Here is a 20,164-nt window from a genome sequence, read left to right as displayed (position 1 = left end):
AATAGTTTGGACTTGATGATATCTTTCACCATTTTTCGATCGAACTCTTCGCGGGAGGGCTTCCCCTAGCTGCGAAAGTTGCGAGGTTTCAGCCTCCGGCTTGTGGAAATTGGTGCAAAATGTCAAATTTATCGTTAATCTTGTCCAATTACCAATTACGAACCTATGCCCCGTCGTCAAGACTTAAAAAAGATTCTTCTCATTGGTTCCGGTCCAATTGTTATCGGCCAAGCGTGCGAGTTTGACTATTCGGGGACGCAAGCTTGCAAAGCTTTGCGAGAAGAAGGCTTTGAAGTAGTGTTGGTGAATTCCAACCCTGCAACAATTATGACCGATCCGGAAACTGCCGATCGCATTTACATCGAACCTCTAACGCCGGCAATCCTCGAACAAATCATCGCCAAAGAAAAGCCTCAAGCAATTTTACCGACGATGGGCGGTCAAACGGCGCTAAATTTAGCAGTTGCCGTCGCTAAAAATGGCGTTCTGGAAAAGTACAGCGTCGAGTTGATTGGCGCTAAGTTGCCAGCAATTGAAATGGCAGAAGATCGGCTATTATTTAAAGAAGCGATGGCGCGAATTGGAGTCGCCGTTTGCCCTTCTGGAATTGCCAACAATCTCGACGAAGCCAAAGCAATCGGTCACCAAATCGGCAGTTATCCCTTAATTATTCGTCCTGCTTTTACAATGGGCGGCACCGGAGGTGGCATTTCTTACAATCAAGAAGAGTTTGAAGAAATGGCACAAGGCGGGATTGACGCCAGTCCGGTATCGCAAATTTTGATCGAACAATCTTTGATTGGTTGGAAAGAGTACGAACTGGAAGTGATGCGGGATTTGGCAGATAATGTGGTGATTATTTGTTCGATCGAAAATCTCGACCCGATGGGCGTCCACACTGGCGATTCTATCACCGTCGCCCCGGCTCAAACTCTCACAGACAAAGAATATCAGCGCCTGCGAGATGCTTCGGTGAAAATTATCCGCGAAATCGGAGTTGAAACCGGCGGTTCCAACATTCAATTTGCCGTCAATCCAGTCAACGGAGATTTCATCGTTATTGAAATGAACCCTCGGGTTTCCCGTTCCTCCGCCTTGGCCTCGAAAGCAACTGGTTTCCCTATTGCAAAAATGGCCGCAAAATTAGCGGTAGGTTATACCCTAGACGAAATTTCCAACGATATCACCAAGAAAACTCCGGCGTCTTTTGAGCCGACAATTGACTACGTGGTGACGAAGATTCCCCGATTTGCCTTTGAAAAGTTCCCCGGTTCCGAACCGACTCTGACAACGCAAATGAAGTCTGTTGGGGAGGTAATGGCGATCGGGCGCAGCTTCAACGAATCCTTCCAAAAAGCGCTGCGGGGATTGGAAACAGGCCGCGCTGGTTTCGGCTGCGACAAACCCGAAAAGTTGCCGAGTTTGGAACAAATTCGCGCCGGATTGCGGACGCCAAATCCCGATCGCATTTTTACAGTCCGCCACGCGATGATGATGGGAATGTCGGTGGAAGAAATCTTTGAGTTCACAGCTATCGACCCTTGGTTTTTGGATAAAATGCAGGAATTGCTGGAAACTGAGAAGTTCTTGAAACGGACGCCGTTGGAAGAGTTGACAAAAGAGGCAATGTTTGAAGTAAAGCAGTTGGGATTTAGCGATCGCCAAATTGCTTACGCCACTAAAACATCGGAAGATGAAGTCCGCGCTTACCGCAAACAGTTAGGCGTAATCCCGATTTACAAAACAGTCGATACCTGTGCCGCTGAATTTGAAGCGTTTACACCGTATTATTATTCCACCTACGAAGCGGGAGCGGCAATTTGGGACTTGGGCGATGAAGAAAAGAAGATTTCGCCTGTGGGCCACACTCTGGCGCCGGAGTCGGAAGTTTTGCCTTCTACCAAACGAAAAGTGATGATTTTAGGTGGCGGGCCGAACCGGATCGGACAGGGAATTGAGTTTGATTACTGCTGCTGTCACGCTTCCTATTCCCTAGGAGAAGACGGCTTTGAGACAATTATGGTCAACTCGAACCCCGAGACGGTTTCGACGGATTATGATACTAGCGATCGCCTGTATTTTGAACCGCTAACAAAAGAAGATGTTCTCAACATTATCGAAGCAGAAAATCCAGAGGGAATAATTATTCAGTTTGGCGGCCAAACACCGCTGAAATTAGCGGTTACTTTACAAAAAGCGCTGGAAAATCACCCCGACGTACAAACAAAAATCTGGGGAACTTCGCCGGATTCCATTGATACTGCTGAAGACAGGGAGCGATTTGAAAAGATTCTGCGGGAATTGGATATTCAGCAAGCCGCTAACGGTTTGGCTCGCAGTTTTGAGGATGCTTTAATAGTAGCTCAACGGATCGGTTATCCGGTAGTGGTGCGGCCGAGTTACGTGTTGGGCGGGCGAGCCATGGAAATTGTTTATTCCGATACGGAATTGGAACGTTACATGACCTATGCCGTGCTGGTAGAACCCGATCATCCGATTTTAATTGATAAGTTTTTGGAGAATGCGATCGAGGTGGATGTAGATGCGATCGCCGATGCTACTGGGAATGTGACGATCGGCGGTATTATGGAACACATCGAGGAAGCGGGAATCCACTCCGGCGACTCTGCTTGTTCTATCCCTTACCAAACGCTTTCGGCCTCCGCTTTAGAAACAATCCGCCGCTGGACTGTAGAATTAGCAAAATCTCTGAAAGTGATCGGGTTGATGAACATTCAATTTGCCGTTCAAGGGGAAGAAGTTTTCATTTTGGAAGCTAACCCGCGCGCTTCTCGGACAGTACCTTTCGTGTCCAAGGCGATCGGAGTTCCCTTAGCAAAAATCGCGTCGCGAGTCATGTCCGGCAAAACTCTAGAAGCTTTGGGTTTTACTGAAGAGATTGTACCCACTCATGTTTCGGTAAAAGAAGCTGTATTGCCCTTTGCTAAGTTCCCGGGAACTGATACCTTGTTAGGGCCAGAAATGCGATCGACTGGCGAAGTAATGGGAATTGACACCGATTTTGGCAAAGCATTTGCCAAAGCTCAACTCGGCGCCGGACAAATGATGCCGCTGTCGGGAACCGTGCTCGTTTCGATGCGCGATCGCGATAAACTAGCAGTTGTACCGGTTGTCAAGGAATTCTTGGAACTGGGTTTTAGTGTAGTCGCCACCCACGGAACACGCAAAGTCTTGCGAGAGGAAGGTTTACAGGTAGATTTGGAATTGAAACTGCACGAAGGGCGGCCGAATTTGTTGGATTCGATCAAGAATGAGAAAATTCAACTAATTATCACCACACCTTCCGGCGAAGAATCCCGGGCCGACGGCATCTTTATCCGGCGCACAGCTTTGACTTACAAAATCCCGATTATTACCACAATAGCCGGTGCCAAAGCGACAGCAGCGGGAATTCGATCGCTCAAATCAAACCCGATGGAGGTAAAAGCAATTCAAGACTATTACCCGCAAACCTAGGGTTCACGCCGCGCACCTTACCCGCAACGTAGGGTGCGCGCCACCAAAACCTAATCTGCATCGGAGTCCAAAACTCCGCTAGACAGCATCAACCTCGGCCAAACTAACAAGAAAAAACCCATCCAAGCTAATAAAGGAATCGCGACTAAAACAGTTATCCAAACAGTTTTAAACAAAAACCAACTACCCGAAATCAAACTCGTGCCTGTCAAAAGAATAGACCAAGGCTGACACCACCATGGTTTGTAATTCCAAGGACTAATAGCTTTTTTTTCAGAAACAGATTTCATATTTATTTTCAGCGATTTTTTATAGATAATAGTCTGGCTAGCTGGATTAACCGAAGTTAAACATTCATCACCTGTTCTGCTGTCAGCGTTAATTCTGGAAAAGTCCGCGACACAATTCGTTCGCTGCCTTTAAACGCGCTTCTTTGATAGTTGCCATCTGCATCCAAAAGGTGAACAAATACAGTTGGAACTTTGGGATTTCCCAGAAATTCCCTGCTGCCAATTGCTAAATAATCGACAATCCAATACTCAGGAACTCCGAGGCGCCGATATTCGTCCAATTTGTCTGTATAATCGTCCTCCCAGTTTGTTGATGTTACTTCCACTGCCAGTTGAATTGGTTCCCGCATTGCAGCATAAGCAGAACGGTTCGAGCGCCACAAATCGCGATCGATTACGCTGACATCCGGTCTCCGCCCTTGTTCGATTCCGGCTTTACTTACAGTTCTGATAACGGCTGTAGTGTTGACTACGTAATTCAAATTCAGTCGCCGGATTTCATCATTGAAGCCAAATAATATGAAATTAGCAACATCATCATGATTTCTTGTGGCATTCATCTCTACAATTTCTCCATTTACCAGTTCATAGCGTCCATCTTCTGGACATTCTACAAGGAATTGGTCAAAGGTTAATTTCTGTGTGACTGTTGCAATCATAAGATTTATCCTTATTTGGCAGTAATACTATTAGTCTATATTACCACAGGCAGGAAGAAATTTGTTTTTTTGACGGCAGACATCCAATTCTCAAATCTAAAATATACAATCAAAAATCAAAAATCGATTCACGTAAATGGTAAAATGCGATCGCCCTAGCAATTTGCACTAAAATTTGTTACTGACTTGATACAGTAAAGTAACAAACCTAGAAATCGAGCCACTCCCAGGTCAACCCCGAACCATGAGACTAGACGAAGCCGTAGAATTTGCCGAAAACCCAGAGCCGCGCTGTCCCTGCGTCCTCCTGCTGGACACCTCCGGCTCCATGCAAGGCGCACCTATAGATGCCTTGAATGAGGGGCTAGAAACCTTTAGGGCTGACCTAATTAAAGACGAACTAGCTAAAAAACGAGTAGAAGTCGCGATTATTTCATTTGACAATCATATCAAAGTCGTGCAAGACTTCGTAACCGCCGACCAGTTCGAGACGCCGCTGCTGACAGCTCAAGGACAAACCCACATGGGCGCAGGCATTCAGCTAGCATTAGATACCATTGCTGCCCGCAAATCCGAATACCGCAACAACGGCATTACCTACTACCGCCCGTGGGTATTTATGATTACCGACGGCGAACCTCAAGGCGAATCAGACGATGTTGTGGAAATAGCAGCACAGCGGATTAAAGAGGAAGAAACTAACAAGCGCGTGGCATTTTTTGCAGTCGGAGTGGAAGGTGCTAATATCGCCCGTCTCGCGCAAATTGTCGAGCGCACGCCTGTAAAATTGAGAGGATTAGACTTTAGAGAGATGTTCATCTGGCTGTCGGCTAGTATGCAGAGAGTTTCTCACTCAAAAATTGACGAACAAGTAGCACTGCCGCCACCCGGATGGGGAACTGTTTAGTCATTAGTCATTGGCGATCAGTCATTAGTAAGAGTAAGAGTGCCGTAGGGACAGGGCAGTGCCGTGTCCCTGCAAGGGCTAGTACCTACGAACCCAGAAAAGTGCTGTAATTAGGGATAAATAAACCCGTCCTGACTTTGCATAGTTGTGAATTTACGAAGTTTTGAATTAAAGAGTTATTAATGCAGAATTCATCCTTTAATTGGCAAGTTGTAGCGGCATCGGTGATAGGTACCAGCCACGAAAAAAGATCGCAGCCTTGTCAAGATGCTCACTGCTGGCGTCTCTTGCCGAACGGTGTTTTAGCGGCAGCGGTTGCCGACGGGGCTGGCTCTGCAGCACTCGCAGAAGTTGGGGCGAAAATTGCTGTGGAAGCGGTTGTCGAAACGATTTGCCAGCAACAGGAAAGGCTGCCTCAAAATGACGATGAATGGCAGGTATTCTTGACAGCATCGCTGCAAGTTGCGCGGGCGCAGGTGGAAGCAGAAGCGGCTGTGCGGGAAGTGGCTGCGAGAGATTTAGCCTGCACTTTAATTGCGGTTGTTGCTACACCGGAATTAATCGCAGTTGCTCAAATCGGCGACGGTGCGGCGGTAGCGGGTGATAGTGCAGGAAATGCGATCGCCCTGACTGTACCTCCCTGCGGCGAATACATCAACGAAACTATCTTTTTGATTTCGCCGAATGCGATCGAAACAGCGCAATTTCAGGTACTGCGGGAAAAACTGCGGCACTTGGCCGTGTTTTCCGACGGCTTGCAAATGCTAGCGCTCAAAATCCCGGAAGGCACGCCGCACGGGCCGTTTTTTGCGCCTTTGTTTCGGTTTTCTGGCGAGTGGAAAGAAGAGGAAGATGCGAAACAGCAGTTAGAGTCATTTTTGCGATCGCCCCGCGTTTCCGAACGCACCGATGATGACTTAACATTATTGTTAGCAACTGTTTCCGATCGGCAGGTACAGGAAAATTGAGAACCGACATCTTCTTGCGAAAAGGAATATGTATCCGCGTTTATCTGGGTTTGTCGGCGGTAAAAATATCCATTTTTTGATTTTTGCCATCTAATAATTTCAGATTCACGTAAATAGCTGCAAAAAAAATTATGACATCTCAACGAGTTATTGCCCGAAGCTTGGTGCGAGAAACATTTGCTACTATAGGTTCTCTATACGTTCCCGTATTAATTATTAGTTCTTCCGGCTTAATAATGCTAGTGGTCAATGTTTTTAGCAAATTAGATCCACTAGGGGTTGCTTTATATATGACCTACTGGATCTGGGCGGGTAGTTTATCGTCGAAGGCCCTAATTGTCTACACTCACCGACGTTTGACAGGAAATAAAGTAACTGTGGGTGAGGCTTTCAAGCAAGTAAACACAAGAGAGGTGCAACTCATTTTTGCTAACCATTGAGAATTACTTAAAGGACGCGAGTCCTTGATGATGCGAGCGATTTATGCGCTAATTCTTATCGTTTGTGTACCATCATTCTTGATTGTCAGATTAATCGCTCCTATGGGGACGCAGGTAACAGCTCTAGTTATGGGTACTCTCATCGGATTTTTAATGGGGCAGGTGATTGCTGTTTATTTGGTTTTATTTAACCTGCGCCTGCGGTAATCGGCAGCAACTATTAAATAGACATCTCCTAAAAATCAAGTCAAGCGCTGTCAGGATACCTACCCCACAAAAATTGTTAGCGCTGTCTCGCGAGCGGTGAAAATTTGGCGCGGTTCTATAATAAAATCGAGGTGTCAACAATTCTGCTTTAGTTTGTACAGTAGGTCGTCGTTTGCAAGCACAAGAGATTAAGGATAAGCTCAACTCCCTAATTAGCGCAGCAGATCCAATAGATCCGAGTTTGGCGAGAAGATTGGATGAAATCAATCGCTGGGTGAAAGATGTTAAACCCGGTTCGCTAACGGCTAAAAAATTTGTGATGGCTTTTTTGCTGCAGCTTATCCGAGATTCTCAGGTTTGGCTGGCCATTCAATCTCTACCTTCGGAAATAGAAAAAAAAGCCGCTTTTGAGTTAATGACGCCCGGGGAAAGGTATTGGTACAGCTATCTATTTCCTAAATGGCTGAGCGAAAACGATCGCAAATTTTTTATCTGGAAACAAAAACTGAAAGCAGGCAAATTCGATCCTGGTGATGATATAGTGATTCGCGCGATCGCAGCTCGGATTGTCGAACGCCAAGGAACTGTTTTGTATCGCTATGTTGCAGATCTTTCTATGGCAACCGATTCGATCGTTAGCAACCGCCAACAGCAGCCGCTCTGCATTCAAGTCACTACTCTTTCGGATGAGTTTTCTCAACAAAAATATCAGAATTGGCAACAAACTCTTCAAGATTGGGGGATTGACAGAGGATTATTTTTAAGTTATGATAGAAACGATGCAAATTTCCTGAACCAGCTAGTTAACATTGCATTATATAATAGCGATAATTTGCCCGCAGGTCGTTACCTGAAATTCCCGTAAATCAACCAGGTCTGCTGCTGAGAATATTTCGACTGCTAAAAACTGGGTGAAAAAGAAATTTTGACTAACTCACATATTGCACAATTCTCGACAATGCCAAAAACCTAACCCCCAGCCCGCTTCCGGAAAAGATGAAGGCTACGCGAAGATTCTTGCTCTCGTTTTCTGTTTCCGGGAGGGGTCTGCCAGACGGCGGCAACAGGTGCTTGATACGAAAGCTAAGCAACGGGAATATTTACCGCAGGAATCAATCTTGTCATATAACTAGCAACTCGGGATCAATTAAATAGAGATTTGATTTAATGGCGGTGAAATTGTTGGAAATAAAATCAAATTACAGCAAACTCAATACTATGACAGTACAAGGTACGAACACCGTTGAAAATAACTTGCAAAAAGTCTGGGAAGAACTGGAAGCAGCCAGAAAAATGCAGGATGAATGGATGAATTACGGGGTAGATTTTGTGGATTTGTATGTTGAAGATGCTGGCGGTGATTGGTTGGAAAAGTGGGGAAAATGTGAAGAAGAATTAGAGGTAATAAAAAATAAAAAGGTAGATATTGAAGCAGTCAAAGCAGCGATCGACATTTGCAGCTTTGAGCAAATAAAACTGCTGGAAATTGCCTTGACTCGCGGTTCCCATACCAGCCATTGCCCCGCTCGTTTGCGCGATCGTCCCGTTTGGCAAGAAGTTAAATACAACAGGCTTGCACTTTTAGGCGGAGCGATTTTTGGTGCTGTTGTTACCGATTATCTGTACCGCGAATATCCCGACCTCGCTCCGGATGCTATCTCAACCTTAAAAGCTAGTTTAGCAGACAATCAAAAACTCTCGGCTGTTGCACGAACTTTGAACTTGAACGAACTTAGTTGGCGCGTCGGGAGCGGTCAAAAGACAGACAAAAGCGAGTACAATAGATTTTTGCCCGAGACTTTTGAAGCGTTGTTTGGTGCGATTTACTTAGAGTTCGACCGCGACTTTTCCAGTGCGGGAAAATGGCTGATTCAGCGTTTGATTGAAAAAACAGTCAGCGATCGTCTTTATCTAACTTGGCAGCCGCAAATTGTGCCGGGAAACGAGGTCAAACGGCGGGAAATCCTGGGCGCGGACATTCTAGATGCGATCGCGATCGACTATTTGTACAACCGCTTTCCCGAACGCAACGCCAGCCAGCTAACTCGCTGGAAAAATATGTTAGTCGCCAAAGAGATTTTTCCCAAAGACTTTAAGGCAAAATTAGGCAGCCATTACCTAGAGTTGGAAAGCAATTTCTCGCGCACTCGCGATTGGTTGGTGGATAACTTTATCAAAACCGCAGTTGACGAACTGGTAGAGGAAACCGACACTCAACCAGAATATCTGATTGACAGTGCAGACCCAGAATCGCTGCCGGAATTGGTCAGCAGGATTACAGATAAAAAATGGAAAAATGAATTTTTGAGAGTGGCCAGCATTTTGCAACCGGCTGACGATTTTTTGCTGCTGATGCAACAAAAAATAGACAGTCTGGCAGCTAAAGATGAAACTTTGCAGCATTTGCTACTGTGGGCAAATCAAAAGTCTCAGTCAGTGAAAACGAATTTAAAAACGGCGGAAATTCGCGGTTTTTATTTAGCCTTGGTTTGCGTCCTCGATTTGACTTTGACTGGCGTTCTCGATCCGAGTCTGAAGTTTGATAAATCGAAAGTTCGTAAGTTGAGGAATTCTTTTGCAAGCGCTAGAAAAAATGTAGAATTTGCCGAGGTCAGCGGATCTCTAAAATTGGCTTGTGACGGTGATGTAGCGGGTATCTTAGTTGGCATCTTGGGGCTAAACATTGAACCAGAACTCAAACAACTGCTGGAAGAATTTCAGACTCAGATGCCGGATTTGCAAAACTGGAAAAAGTGGCGCGAAGAGTGCGGTCGCTGTTGGATGGCCAAATTCAAAAGCGCGATCGGCTACAATTTAGATTTCTGCCCCCAACAGAAAACATTGCTGAAACAGTATTATTATGCCCACAACTTGCTGGTGGAATGCCTCAACAGCGATAATTGTCAGGTGACACCAGTCGTCAGACAAAGAATTGAGGATAAAATGTTTTTATTGTCGGTGGATTTGAAGCTGGTTCACATTTAAATTTGATAGCGCGGACGGGCGGGACGCCCATCCCACTAATGGATGGACGGGCGGGACGCCCATCCCACTAATGGAAACAGGGCTGACGCACTCCGACCCAAGAAACCGGGTTTTTTACCGAATCTGCGGGCTGCAACGCCTATTTTGGTGAAAAACCCGGTTTCGACGCACCCGCGCCTAAGTCATAACAAAGGTAAGATTTAATGTGCAAGTCAAGTTTATTGAGTGATGGCTTCCAAATCCTCTATCCCATAACGGAATTCTATGCAGTTGCAGCGCCAATTTAGCGGACAACTGATTGCGATCGACAGCAACAGCGCGATCGCCAGCGGGGGTGAAGGTCGCATCTACCCGATCGCCCAAGACTCGTCCCTTGTAGCAAAAATCTACCACAAACCGACAGACGAAGACGGCGACAAACTCACAGTTATGTTCAGTATGCCGCCGGATGCACCGATCGCGGAACCGGGACACGCTTCTATTGCTTGGCCGATCGATTTGCTGCATACTGTCGGCGGGCGAGAAAAAATCGTCGGTTTTGTGATGCCGCGCGTCAACAAAGTGATGCCGGTACACACTTTCTACACTCCCAAAACCAGGCGCGAACAAAAACCGCTATTTAGCTATCTTTACCTCCACCGTACCGCCAGAAATCTCGCCTCGGCTGTAAACGCCCTCCACGTCAGGGGTTACGTCATCGGCGACGTGAACGAGTCGAACATTCTCGTCACGGATACGGCGTTGGTAACGCTGGTAGACACGGATTCGTTTCAAGTGCGCGATCCTTATACCGGTTATGTTTATCGGTGTCCCGTGGGGAAACCCGAGTTTACGCCGCCGGAGTTGCAAGGGCAGACTTTCCGCGATATCGATCGAACTCCAGAGCACGATTTGTTCGGTTTAGCTGTATTAATTTTTCAATTGCTGATGGAAGGTACGCATCCGTTTTCGGGAGTTTATCTCGGTAGCGATGAACCGCCGTCTTTGGAAGCGAGAATTCGATCGGGCCATTTCCCCACAGGTACGAAGCGGATTCCCTACCGCCCGATGCCCGCTGCGCCTCCTTTCGAGATGCTGCATCCGCGGCTGCGGCAGATGTTTATCCGCTGTTTTGAGGAAGGGCACGGCAATCCTGCGGCGCGCCCGGATGCGAAAACTTGGGTGAATGCGATTCGGGAAGCGGAAGATTCTTTAATTACTTGCAGCAAAAACAGTCAGCATAAATACGGAAATCATCTGAGTCGGTGCCCTTGGTGCGATCGGGCAAAACTCCTCAAAGGCCGCGATCCGTTTCCTTCGCGGCAAGCAGTCAGCAACGGATTGCACTTGCAGCCGGCGAAAATCAAGCGTAAAAAGCCCCAACCCCCGCCCGTCGGGAGGGATCCCGCAGTGCGCCGGCAACAGCCCGCCACGGGGCTGCCGCGCCAACTCGGCCAGTACGCAGTGCCGCTGCTGCCGATGCCGATGTCTTCTCGGAGTCGGACTCCCGCGCCTCGGGTTCCGGCGGGCAAGTTTGAACGCATTTTTCAGGATGCTGCTTGGGGAGGTGTTTGGGGCAGTTTGTGTTTGGCGGCGGTGTCGGGAATTTTTTCGGTAATCGCTGAGGGCGGCGGCGCTATTTTGGGGGCGATTTTTGTCGGTTTGATTTGGGGCTGTTTTTTTGGGATGATGTGGGGCGTTTTTACTTTGTCGCCGAATCAGATTTGGCGGAAGTGGGGAGGTGTTTTGGTGGGGGCGGCTTGGGGGGCTTTTTTCTTAGCGGCGATCGGCGGTGCGGTATCTGGGGTGATTAATAACAATCCGGCGATCGGGGAGGCGATTTTGTCGGGTGCGGTGACTGGTGCTGTCTGGGGCTGTGTTTGGGCTGCTTTTCAGCCTCCTCTGGCGCAGCCGGTGGGCAGGGTGTGGGGCCGGCGGGGAGGGTATTTGGGGGCGGTCTGGGGAGCGTTTTTGGGGACTGTGGCAGGTGTTTTTTTGGGGGCTGGGCTGGTGGTTTGGCAGCAATATTACGGTCAGATGCGGCCGGTGAACGAGTTTGCAAGTTTGTTGCTGGGTGTGGCGATCGTGGCGGCTGGTGTGGGTTCTGTGGGAGGTGTGCTTTCTGGGGGTTTGTTGGGTTTGTGCGGGTTTTCGCCGAAGCTGCCGATTTCGTTTCAGCCTTCGGGGATGAAAGGTGGGGCTTTGGGGGCGATTTGGGGCAGTTTTTTGGGGACTTTCGCGGGTGCTGTGTTGGGGGCGTTGGTGTCGGCGATGTTTCCGGCTGTTAGCGCTGGGGTGCCGGTGGAGTTGGGACCTGTGGCGGGGGCGATCGTGGGCGCTGGTTTGGGGGCGATTTGGGGGATGGTTTCGGGTACTGTTTGGGGGGCTTTGGGGAAGTGGTGATCGGGTTGATGTGTGTTTTTGGGTGGAAAATCCGTGAATGGGTAGGTGTAAAAATCGAGGTGTTAAATTTTGGGGCTACAATCCATGTGCTGCAAGAGTTTGAGGCTCTATGTCTGAAAAAATGATTCACGGAAATGCGGAAAGTATTACAGGATAAGGCTTTGGGGTGAATATGAAAAAATGGGTATTGACAAGTCGAAGGCTGAAATGGTACTTTCGTTTTAGATTCACGGAACTGAACCTTGAAAACCAAATACAGCAAGGCTTGTGGAACGGGCGGCCGCAATTAACCTAATTCCCTATCAGGGATTGAAACCGCGAGACTGCCAGCGGTGCTCGAACCGATCGCCCGCCGCAATTAACCTAATTCCCTATCAGGGATTGAAACTGATTGCGTATCCAAAAGGGAACTTGTTTTGTTTTGGAGCCGCAATTAACCTAATTCCCTATCAGGGATTGAAACTGGTTTAGCAGGCGGGCGGAAATTCTTCAGGGTGTAGGAGCATCGCCGCAATTAACCTAATTCCCTATCAGGGATTGAAACCTTGCTTCCAAATTCCGACCAAGATGTCGGTCGCCTGCATCCGGCCGCAATTAACCTAATTCCCTATCAGGGATTGAAACTTTTTGCTTCTGCTTCAGGGCCCTTGAAAATTTCGCCGCAATTAACCTAATTCCCTATCAGGGATTGAAACTTATCGGCGCACTGGAGGGCTTGTTTGTTACGGGCCGCAATTAACCTAATTCCCTATCAGGGATTGAAACAATTGCTACTTAGCCGATCGCCCCTCACAATCATGCAAGCCGCAATTAACCTAATTCCCTATCAGGGATTGAAACTTTCACTGTCACAGGGGGGGGAGGGGGTAAAATGCGCCGCAATTAACCTAATTCCCTATCAGGGATTGAAACGGCGCGCCCCGCAGCGGTACCACAATTGTGCAAAGCCTGGCCGCAATTAACCTAATTCCCTATCAGGGATTGAAACGAAAACCCCCTCCCGTAAAGGAAAGGGGACTTGATCCTATGGCCGCAATTAACCTAATTCCCTATCAGGGATTGAAACACAATTGAAGGTGAATTTGCTTGGGTAGAAAAGTGCCGCAATTAACCTAATTCCCTATCAGGGATTGAAACGTATCGGCGAATCAAATTGCCGTACAATGACCAATATTGCCGCAATTAACCTAATTCCCTATCAGGGATTGAAACGGTCCAAGCAACAATCTCATTGTAATTATCCAAGCCGCAATTAACCTAATTCCCTATCAGGGATTGAAACTGTGAGTTCGAGAATTGCCGAAACCTTACGTTCTGCCGCAATTAACCTAATTCCCTATCAGGGATTGAAACACGGCTGCACTGCTGGAGGCAACCCGGCGCAATTTCTGCCGCAATTAACCTAATTCCCTATCAGGGATTGAAACTCTACTTCAATTTTATTCTAGAATCCGCAATCAATAGCGCCGCAATTAACCTAATTCCCTATCAGGGATTGAAACTTGAGCCTTCAAATTAGCGGCAGCTTTGTGTATGCCGCAATTAACCTAATTCCCTATCAGGGATTGAAACAGCAATTTTTGCCTCAATCTCTGGGGAAATGGGCTCAAGCCGCAATTAACCTAATTCCCTATCAGGGATTGAAACGGTACAAATATGGACATTCGCACGGGAGTTACCGTTACTCAAGCCGCAATTAACCTAATTCCCTATCAGGGATTGAAACTTTAAAACTACGCTGCCGGCTGCTGGCGATCGCGCCGCAATTAACCTAATTCCCTATCAGGGATTGAAACCAACTGGGAGGCGTTGAATCGCTGAAGTCGCAAGCCGCAATTAACCTAATTCCCTATCAGGGATTGAAACATGAGAAAGCATTTTCTCTAGGTTGCGTTGCCAATCTGGCCGCAATTAACCTAATTCCCTATCAGGGATTGAAACAACTTGCGATGTGCGAATGCAAGAAATATCTAGAGCCGCAATTAACCTAATTCCCTATCAGGGATTGAAACGGCGACGTAAAAGGAATTCTTTTAACGGTTATTATTTTTACGCCGCAATTAACCTAATTCCCTATCAGGGATTGAAACATATTAGCTCATACAGTACCTGTTTAAGCTGCCATTGGGCCGCAATTAACCTAATTCCCTATCAGGGATTGAAACATGAGATAAAAGATCGATTAATTGAATCTTGATCCTGCCGCAATTAACCTAATTCCCTATCAGGGATTGAAACATTTTTAATCCTCAGTCTGAATTTTTCCAGTGTGCCGCAATTAACCTAATTCCCTATCAGGGATTGAAACTCACCTCTTCTTCTGTATCGCAATAAATCCCGGTTGGAGCCGCAATTAACCTAATTCCCTATCAGGGATTGAAACGGTACTTTATGACAATCTCAAAATCATGGGGTATCACTGGCCGCAATTAACCTAATTCCCTATCAGGGATTGAAACCTTCTGTTTCGCTTCCCAATATTTCGGGCATGATTGAGCCGCAATTAACCTAATTCCCTATCAGGGATTGAAACTAACAGGTAAAGAGTCCAAAGTAGTAGTAACAACTTTGCCGCAATTAACCTAATTCCCTATCAGGGATTGAAACCAGACGATCGACGGCGGGTAGGATTCCCCGCGCGCCGCAATTAACCTAATTCCCTATCAGGGATTGAAACTCGCTTGTTGCCTTCTCATGAATAGCTTTGAAACGCCGCAATTAACCTAATTCCCTATCAGGGATTGAAACTAACTTTTTCTCAGCATCGATGCCGATGATCATGGAGCCGCAATTAACCTAATTCCCTATCAGGGATTGAAACTGGGTGCTGGCTCCCTCGACCTTGATTAACCCCAATTCGGCCGCAATTAACCTAATTCCCTATCAGGGATTGAAACGCGCCAATTGGTAGAGCAAGCGCCCGCCGCCGAACGCCGCAATTAACCTAATTCCCTATCAGGGATTGAAACCCCTTGTAAGTTGTGGGTGACCTATCCTTTTTTGTAGCCGCAATTAACCTAATTCCCTATCAGGGATTGAAACGGGCTTTGGTAGCGGATTTTACCCAGTGAGTTTTTGCGCCGCAATTAACCTAATTCCCTATCAGGGATTGAAACTGAATCGTTCAACCTGCGCATAGTTACGATTCCCGGCCGCAATTAACCTAATTCCCTATCAGGGATTGAAACTTGAATATTCAAAATTAATTTTTAATTTCATTTTGGCCGCAATTAACCTAATTCCCTATCAGGGATTGAAACAGAATACTCATCATCAAACACTAGATGCACTCGATCGGGAGCCGCAATTAACCTAATTCCCTATCAGGGATTGAAACGATGTAGAGGCCCGCGATTGTATCGTCACAGAAAGCCGCAATTAACCTAATTCCCTATCAGGGATTGAAACTTTAAATCAATTTGCCGCTCGTTACCTTCGCCGAAGCCGCAATTAACCTAATTCCCTATCAGGGATTGAAACGGGTTTTTGGCTGGCACTCTCCAGAACAACTGCAAGCGCGCCGCAATTAACCTAATTCCCTATCAGGGATTGAAACGCGCATATCCGAAATGTCAGATGCTGATCTACGGCAAGCCGCAATTAACCTAATTCCCTATCAGGGATTGAAACGCCCTTTAAATTCTACCCTTTCCTGTCGATGCAAGCAAGCCGCAATTAACCTAATTCCCTATCAGGGATTGAAACACTCCGGCTACAACGGGTGATACCGCATACCTACAAGCCGCAATTAACCTAATTCCCTATCAGGGATTGAAACGCAAGCTGCTAGCAATCACATGGAAGCTAAGATCGCGCCGCAATTAACCTAATTCCCTATCAGGGATTGAAACTTTTCCTGTGTTTGCGTATCTTGTCCCAGACGGCTTAAGCCGCAATTAACCTAATTCCCTATCAGGGATTGAAACCCGGGCTGCAAAAGCACCGCGCCCGGAACCGAACGAGCCGCAATTAACCTAATTCCCTATCAGGGATTGAAACTGCCAGTACCATCCACAGAGATAGTCAAAATCTTGGGCCGCAATTAACCTAATTCCCTATCAGGGATTGAAACGTATAAGTCGTTGCCGGACTTGGATCTTTTACGGCCGCAATTAACCTAATTCCCTATCAGGGATTGAAACACGGAACCAAGAAGCGCGGCGGACGGCTGGCAGAGCCGCAATTAACCTAATTCCCTATCAGGGATTGAAACACCGATCGCCATTTTACGGCAAACGTCCCCGATGGGCCGCAATTAACCTAATTCCCTATCAGGGATTGAAACTACTATCAACTCAGGCGAATTGACAAATTTTTCGGCCGCAATTAACCTAATTCCCTATCAGGGATTGAAACACTTTGTAAGGTAAGTTAACACACATCAAGCCTATATGATATGCCGCAATTAACCTAATTCCCTATCAGGGATTGAAACTCTAATTCAACAACCTCCAACAATACCATCATGGAGTGCCGCAATTAACCTAATTCCCTATCAGGGATTGAAACTGGTGGCACTTACTCACAAATAATCAATCAAATTGTGCAGTGCCGCAATTAACCTAATTCCCTATCAGGGATTGAAACTGAATAACAGGATCTAGCATGAAATTGCAAGAATTCGAGCGTGCCGCAATTAACCTAATTCCCTATCAGGGATTGAAACGTCGCATTGCTGAAGCGTGTTCGCTGATGACTAAGGGCCGCAATTAACCTAATTCCCTATCAGGGATTGAAACTGCAAAAGGAAAACACAATGCTTGTTACCAAAAAAATCATTTGCCGCAATTAACCTAATTCCCTATCAGGGATTAGACCTCTTGCAAAAATAGCTGGGACGGGCTCTCCGGCCCGTCCCACAAAAAGTTTTTTCTCTTGTGGGATGGGCCGGAGAGCCCGTCCGAAAATTTGATCGAAAGGACTTTTGCAAGAAGTCTATTGAAATAATTGCTCTTATCCTATTAGCAATATCTGATGTGACAGCAATTCACCTAAATCCCTATTAGGGATTGAAACGATCTACTCTGCCTAAGCAAAAGACATTCCCGTATGGGTGAGCAGGAATTAACCTAAATCCCTATTAGGGATTGAAACGTACAGGAGCAAGCGGTTTGCGACTGCTGAGAAATTAGACACGAAAAACCGCTAAAATCGAGGCAGAGCCTCTAGAAATACGTTCTCAGGCAGAGCCTGGGAACGAGAGTTTTATCCGCGTTAATCTGCCTTCATCTGCGGTTAAAAATTAAAAATATTAAGAAAAACTACAATTTGTGTTTGCGTCACTCAAAATACGCTAGCGTCAAAAGTATAGAATCATACCAAAATCTGAAGTTGCTCGAAAATGCAATAAAAATTAACCTAGAAAAAGTCTAGAAAATGGTATAGAACTGGTTGCACCAAGAGCAATGGAAAACAAGTTTTCTGTTGGAGGCAATATGAACGAAAAAGTCCTTGGGGCCGCGCGGAACGTTGCAATTGTTGGCCCTTATTTAAGCGGTAAAACCGCACTGCTCGAAAGTTTGCTGTCGGTGACAGGGACAATTACCCGCAAAGGAAATGTCAAAGATGGCAACACAATAGGTGATAGTTCGCCGGAAGCGCGCGATCGCCAAATGAGCGTAGAAGTAAACGCCGCCACCGCTGAATATCAAGGCGTCCGCTTCACATTTCTCGACTGTCCGGGCTCGGTAGAATTTGCCCAAGAAACTTACAATGCGCTAATTGGTGTGGATGCGGCGATAATTGTTTGCGAACCCGTTGCCGATCGCACTTTAACCCTCGCACCCCTGTTTAAATTCCTCGACGATTGGGAAATTCCCCACCTAGTTTTCATCAACAAGATCGATCGAGCTTGCACAGACGAAACCACTTGTGGCAGCAACTTCACCGAAGTGATCGACGCGCTCAAATCCGTTTCCAGCAGACCAATTGTACCTCACCAATATCCGATCGGCAAAAACGAACAAATCATCGGTTTTATCGACTTAGTAACCGAACAAGCTTACCACTACCATCCGGGCGCCGCCGCAGATCCCGTCCCGCTTCCAGAACACCTCAAAGCACAAGAAAGCGCAGCGCGGCAGCAAATGCTCGAAGAATTGGCGAATTTTGACGACCATTTACTCGAAGAATTGCTCGAAGAAATCAATCCCGACGCCGAAGAAATTACCCGCGATTTAAAGATGGAATTAGGCGCAGATTTAATTGTGCCAGTATTCATCGGCATCGCCGAACAAGATTTCGGCGTGCGGCCTCTGCTGGAAGCTTTGCTGAGGGAAGCGCCGACACCCGAAACTACAGCCGATCGCCGCGGCTTTATACAAAGTGAAAACAAAGTTCTGGCTCAAATCCTCAAAACCTATTACACGCCCCAGGGAGGCAAACTATCGTTAGTGAGAATGTGGCGGGGGACGCTGACAGACGGAGCAATTTTGAACGGCGTTCGAGTTAACGGTTTGTACCGCTTGACCGGCCAGCAAACCCAAAGTTTGCAGTCTGTCAGCGCCGGGGAAATTGTGGCTTTGGGAAGGCTAGAAGGCTTGAAAACAGGCGATGTGTTGGGCTCGGAGGAAGAATTGCCAAAAGCCGAAATCATCCCGCCTGTCTACGCACTGGCGATCGTCCCAGAAAAGCGCAACGATGAAGTTAAGCTGAGCTCCGCTTTAGCTAAATTGCGAGAAGAAGACCCATCTTTAGTCTGGGAACAGCACGGCGACACTCAGGAAATTATACTTTGGGGTCAAGGCGAAATCCACCTGAAAGTAGCCCTAGACAGGTTGCGCCGCAAGTATAACTTGCCGATGGTAACTCACTTACCGCAAGTGCCGTACAAAGAAACCATCCGCAAACCTGTATCTTCCATCCACGGGCGCTACAAACACCAAAGCGGCGGGCACGGACAGTTTGGCGACGTGTACCTCGACATTCAACCGCAGCCTCGCGGAGAAGGTTTCAGCTTTAGCGACAAAATAGTCGGCGGAGTCGTCCCAAAACAGTACATTCCCGGCGTGGAAGTGGGAGTGCGCGAGTATTTGGATCGCGGCCCGCTGGGTTTCCCCGTGGTAGACGTAGCGGTGACGCTGACGAACGGTTCCTACCATTCCGTTGACAGTTCCGAACAAGCTTTCAAGCAAGCGGCGCGTTTGGCGATGCAGGAGGGAATGGCGAAGTGCGAACCGGCATTGCTGGAACCGATCGCCAAAGTTGAAATTTGCGCTCCGAACGAGTGTACATCAAAGGTGTTGCAGTTGGTCAGCGGACACCGCGGCCAAATTCTCGGCTACGAAGGTAAACAAGACTGGAAGGGATGGGATGCTGTTTCCGCTTATTTGCCGATCGCAGAAATGCAGAATTTGATTGTAGAATTGCGATCGCAGACAATGGGAGTCGGATTTTTTAATTGGGAGTTCGATCGATTGCAAGAAGTGCCGGAACCTTTAGCTAAGCGGGTTTTGCTAACCACTGGCGGCAATGGAAACGGCAACGGTAAAAGTTAGGTAATTGTCTTAAAAAACCCGGTTTCTTCAAGAAACCGGGTTTTTGTACGAGTTGCAATTACAATTCATTGGGGTTCATTCCCATTTACCTCACATCTTGCACCATTCTCGCTTAACAGGCTTTCGGGCCCGTTCCGCGAGAAAATTCACTCTTCGCGGAACGGGCCCGAAAGCCTGTTCATAAAAGCTTATTGAGAATGGTGCAACATCTCAGATTTACCTGATTATTCAGTTAACTTACGTAACGCTGAAATAATATTCTCAGCTAGCATTAACCGGAACTTACCCCTGCAGGGGGTAGTTTCGGTGGCTGTATTCTTTGAGCTGTATTCGTTTTAGCCATTTGGCAGTTC

9 protein-coding genes and 1 CRISPR repeat array are annotated in these 20,164 nt (G+C 47.1%); of the genes, 7 read left to right on the top strand and 2 right to left on the bottom strand.

All coding sequences use genetic code 11. The features are described 5' to 3' along the window. The first annotated feature begins 165 nt into the window (after nt 1-165). Complete coding sequence (gene carB, locus QUA99_RS20080; RefSeq protein WP_333236164.1) at nt 166-3,477, top strand: carbamoyl-phosphate synthase large subunit; 3,312 nt, start codon at nt 166-168, stop codon at nt 3,475-3,477. Nucleotides 3,478-3,527: 50 nt separating this feature from the next. Here the strand turns inward: carB and QUA99_RS20075 are convergent, their stop codons facing one another. Further along, nucleotides 3,528-3,767: a DUF6737 family protein gene (locus tag QUA99_RS20075; RefSeq protein WP_333236162.1), complete on the bottom strand. Its 240-nt coding sequence runs from the start codon at nt 3,765-3,767 to the stop codon at nt 3,528-3,530. A 56-nt stretch (nt 3,768-3,823) separates the two neighbouring features. Then, nucleotides 3,824-4,426: a Uma2 family endonuclease gene (locus tag QUA99_RS20070; RefSeq protein ID WP_333236161.1), complete on the bottom strand. Its 603-nt coding sequence runs from the start codon at nt 4,424-4,426 to the stop codon at nt 3,824-3,826. 244 nt (nt 4,427-4,670) lie between these two features. On the opposite strand from QUA99_RS20070, the gene QUA99_RS20065 reads away from it, so the two are divergent. The 6 genes from QUA99_RS20065 to QUA99_RS20040 all read left to right on the top strand — a co-directional run bounded on the left by QUA99_RS20065 (nt 4,671) and on the right by QUA99_RS20040 (nt 19,811). Further along, nucleotides 4,671-5,333, top strand: a complete 663-nt coding sequence (locus QUA99_RS20065) for a VWA domain-containing protein (protein WP_333236160.1) — start codon at nt 4,671-4,673, stop codon at nt 5,331-5,333. Nucleotides 5,334-5,515: 182 nt separating this feature from the next. Then, on the top strand, nt 5,516-6,301 hold the full coding sequence (locus tag QUA99_RS20060) for a PP2C family serine/threonine-protein phosphatase (RefSeq protein ID WP_333236159.1): 786 nt from the start codon (nt 5,516-5,518) through the stop codon (nt 6,299-6,301). Nucleotides 6,302-7,120: 819 nt separating this feature from the next. Continuing rightward, entirely contained in the window at nt 7,121-7,813 is a 693-nt protein-coding gene (locus QUA99_RS20055; protein ID WP_333236158.1) for a hypothetical protein, read from the top strand. Nucleotides 7,814-8,166: 353 nt separating this feature from the next. Beyond that, a complete protein-coding gene (locus QUA99_RS20050; RefSeq protein ID WP_333236157.1) occupies nt 8,167-9,933 on the top strand; it encodes a ribonuclease III domain-containing protein in 1,767 nt (588 codons plus the stop codon). A 264-nt stretch (nt 9,934-10,197) separates the two neighbouring features. Then, nucleotides 10,198-12,315 carry a DNA-binding protein gene (locus QUA99_RS20045; protein WP_333236156.1) on the top strand — a complete coding sequence of 706 codons (2,118 nt, stop codon included), beginning with the start codon at nt 10,198-10,200 and terminating at the stop codon, nt 12,313-12,315. A gap of 279 nt (nt 12,316-12,594) precedes the next feature. After that, nucleotides 12,595-17,133: a CRISPR direct-repeat array (repeat unit 37 nt; unit sequence GCCGCAATTAACCTAATTCCCTATCAGGGATTGAAAC). Between the two features lie 617 nt (nt 17,134-17,750). Then, nucleotides 17,751-19,811 (top strand): elongation factor G, encoded by a 2,061-nt coding sequence (locus QUA99_RS20040; protein ID WP_333236155.1) that lies wholly within the window; start codon nt 17,751-17,753, stop codon nt 19,809-19,811. Nucleotides 19,812-20,164 lie beyond the last annotated feature (353 nt).

The organism is Microcoleus sp. F10-B2, assembly GCF_036704965.1.
Classification (GTDB): domain Bacteria; phylum Cyanobacteriota; class Cyanobacteriia; order Cyanobacteriales; family Microcoleaceae; genus Microcoleus.
This window is presented reverse-complemented; position numbering and strand designations above follow the sequence as displayed.

Excerpts from the sequence above, each read along its gene's own strand:
- carB (WP_333236164.1), top strand. The coding sequence starts at position 166 with ATGCCCCGTCGTCAAGACTTAAAAAAGATTCTTCTCATTGGTTCCGGT.
- QUA99_RS20075 (WP_333236162.1), bottom strand. The coding sequence starts at position 3,767 with ATGAAATCTGTTTCTGAAAAAAAAGCTATTAGTCCTTGGAATTACAAA.
- QUA99_RS20070 (WP_333236161.1), bottom strand. The coding sequence starts at position 4,426 with ATGATTGCAACAGTCACACAGAAATTAACCTTTGACCAATTCCTTGTA.
- QUA99_RS20065 (WP_333236160.1), top strand. The coding sequence starts at position 4,671 with ATGAGACTAGACGAAGCCGTAGAATTTGCCGAAAACCCAGAGCCGCGC.
- QUA99_RS20060 (WP_333236159.1), top strand. The coding sequence starts at position 5,516 with ATGCAGAATTCATCCTTTAATTGGCAAGTTGTAGCGGCATCGGTGATA.
- QUA99_RS20050 (WP_333236157.1), top strand. The coding sequence starts at position 8,167 with ATGACAGTACAAGGTACGAACACCGTTGAAAATAACTTGCAAAAAGTC.
- QUA99_RS20045 (WP_333236156.1), top strand. The coding sequence starts at position 10,198 with ATGCAGTTGCAGCGCCAATTTAGCGGACAACTGATTGCGATCGACAGC.
- QUA99_RS20040 (WP_333236155.1), top strand. The coding sequence starts at position 17,751 with ATGAACGAAAAAGTCCTTGGGGCCGCGCGGAACGTTGCAATTGTTGGC.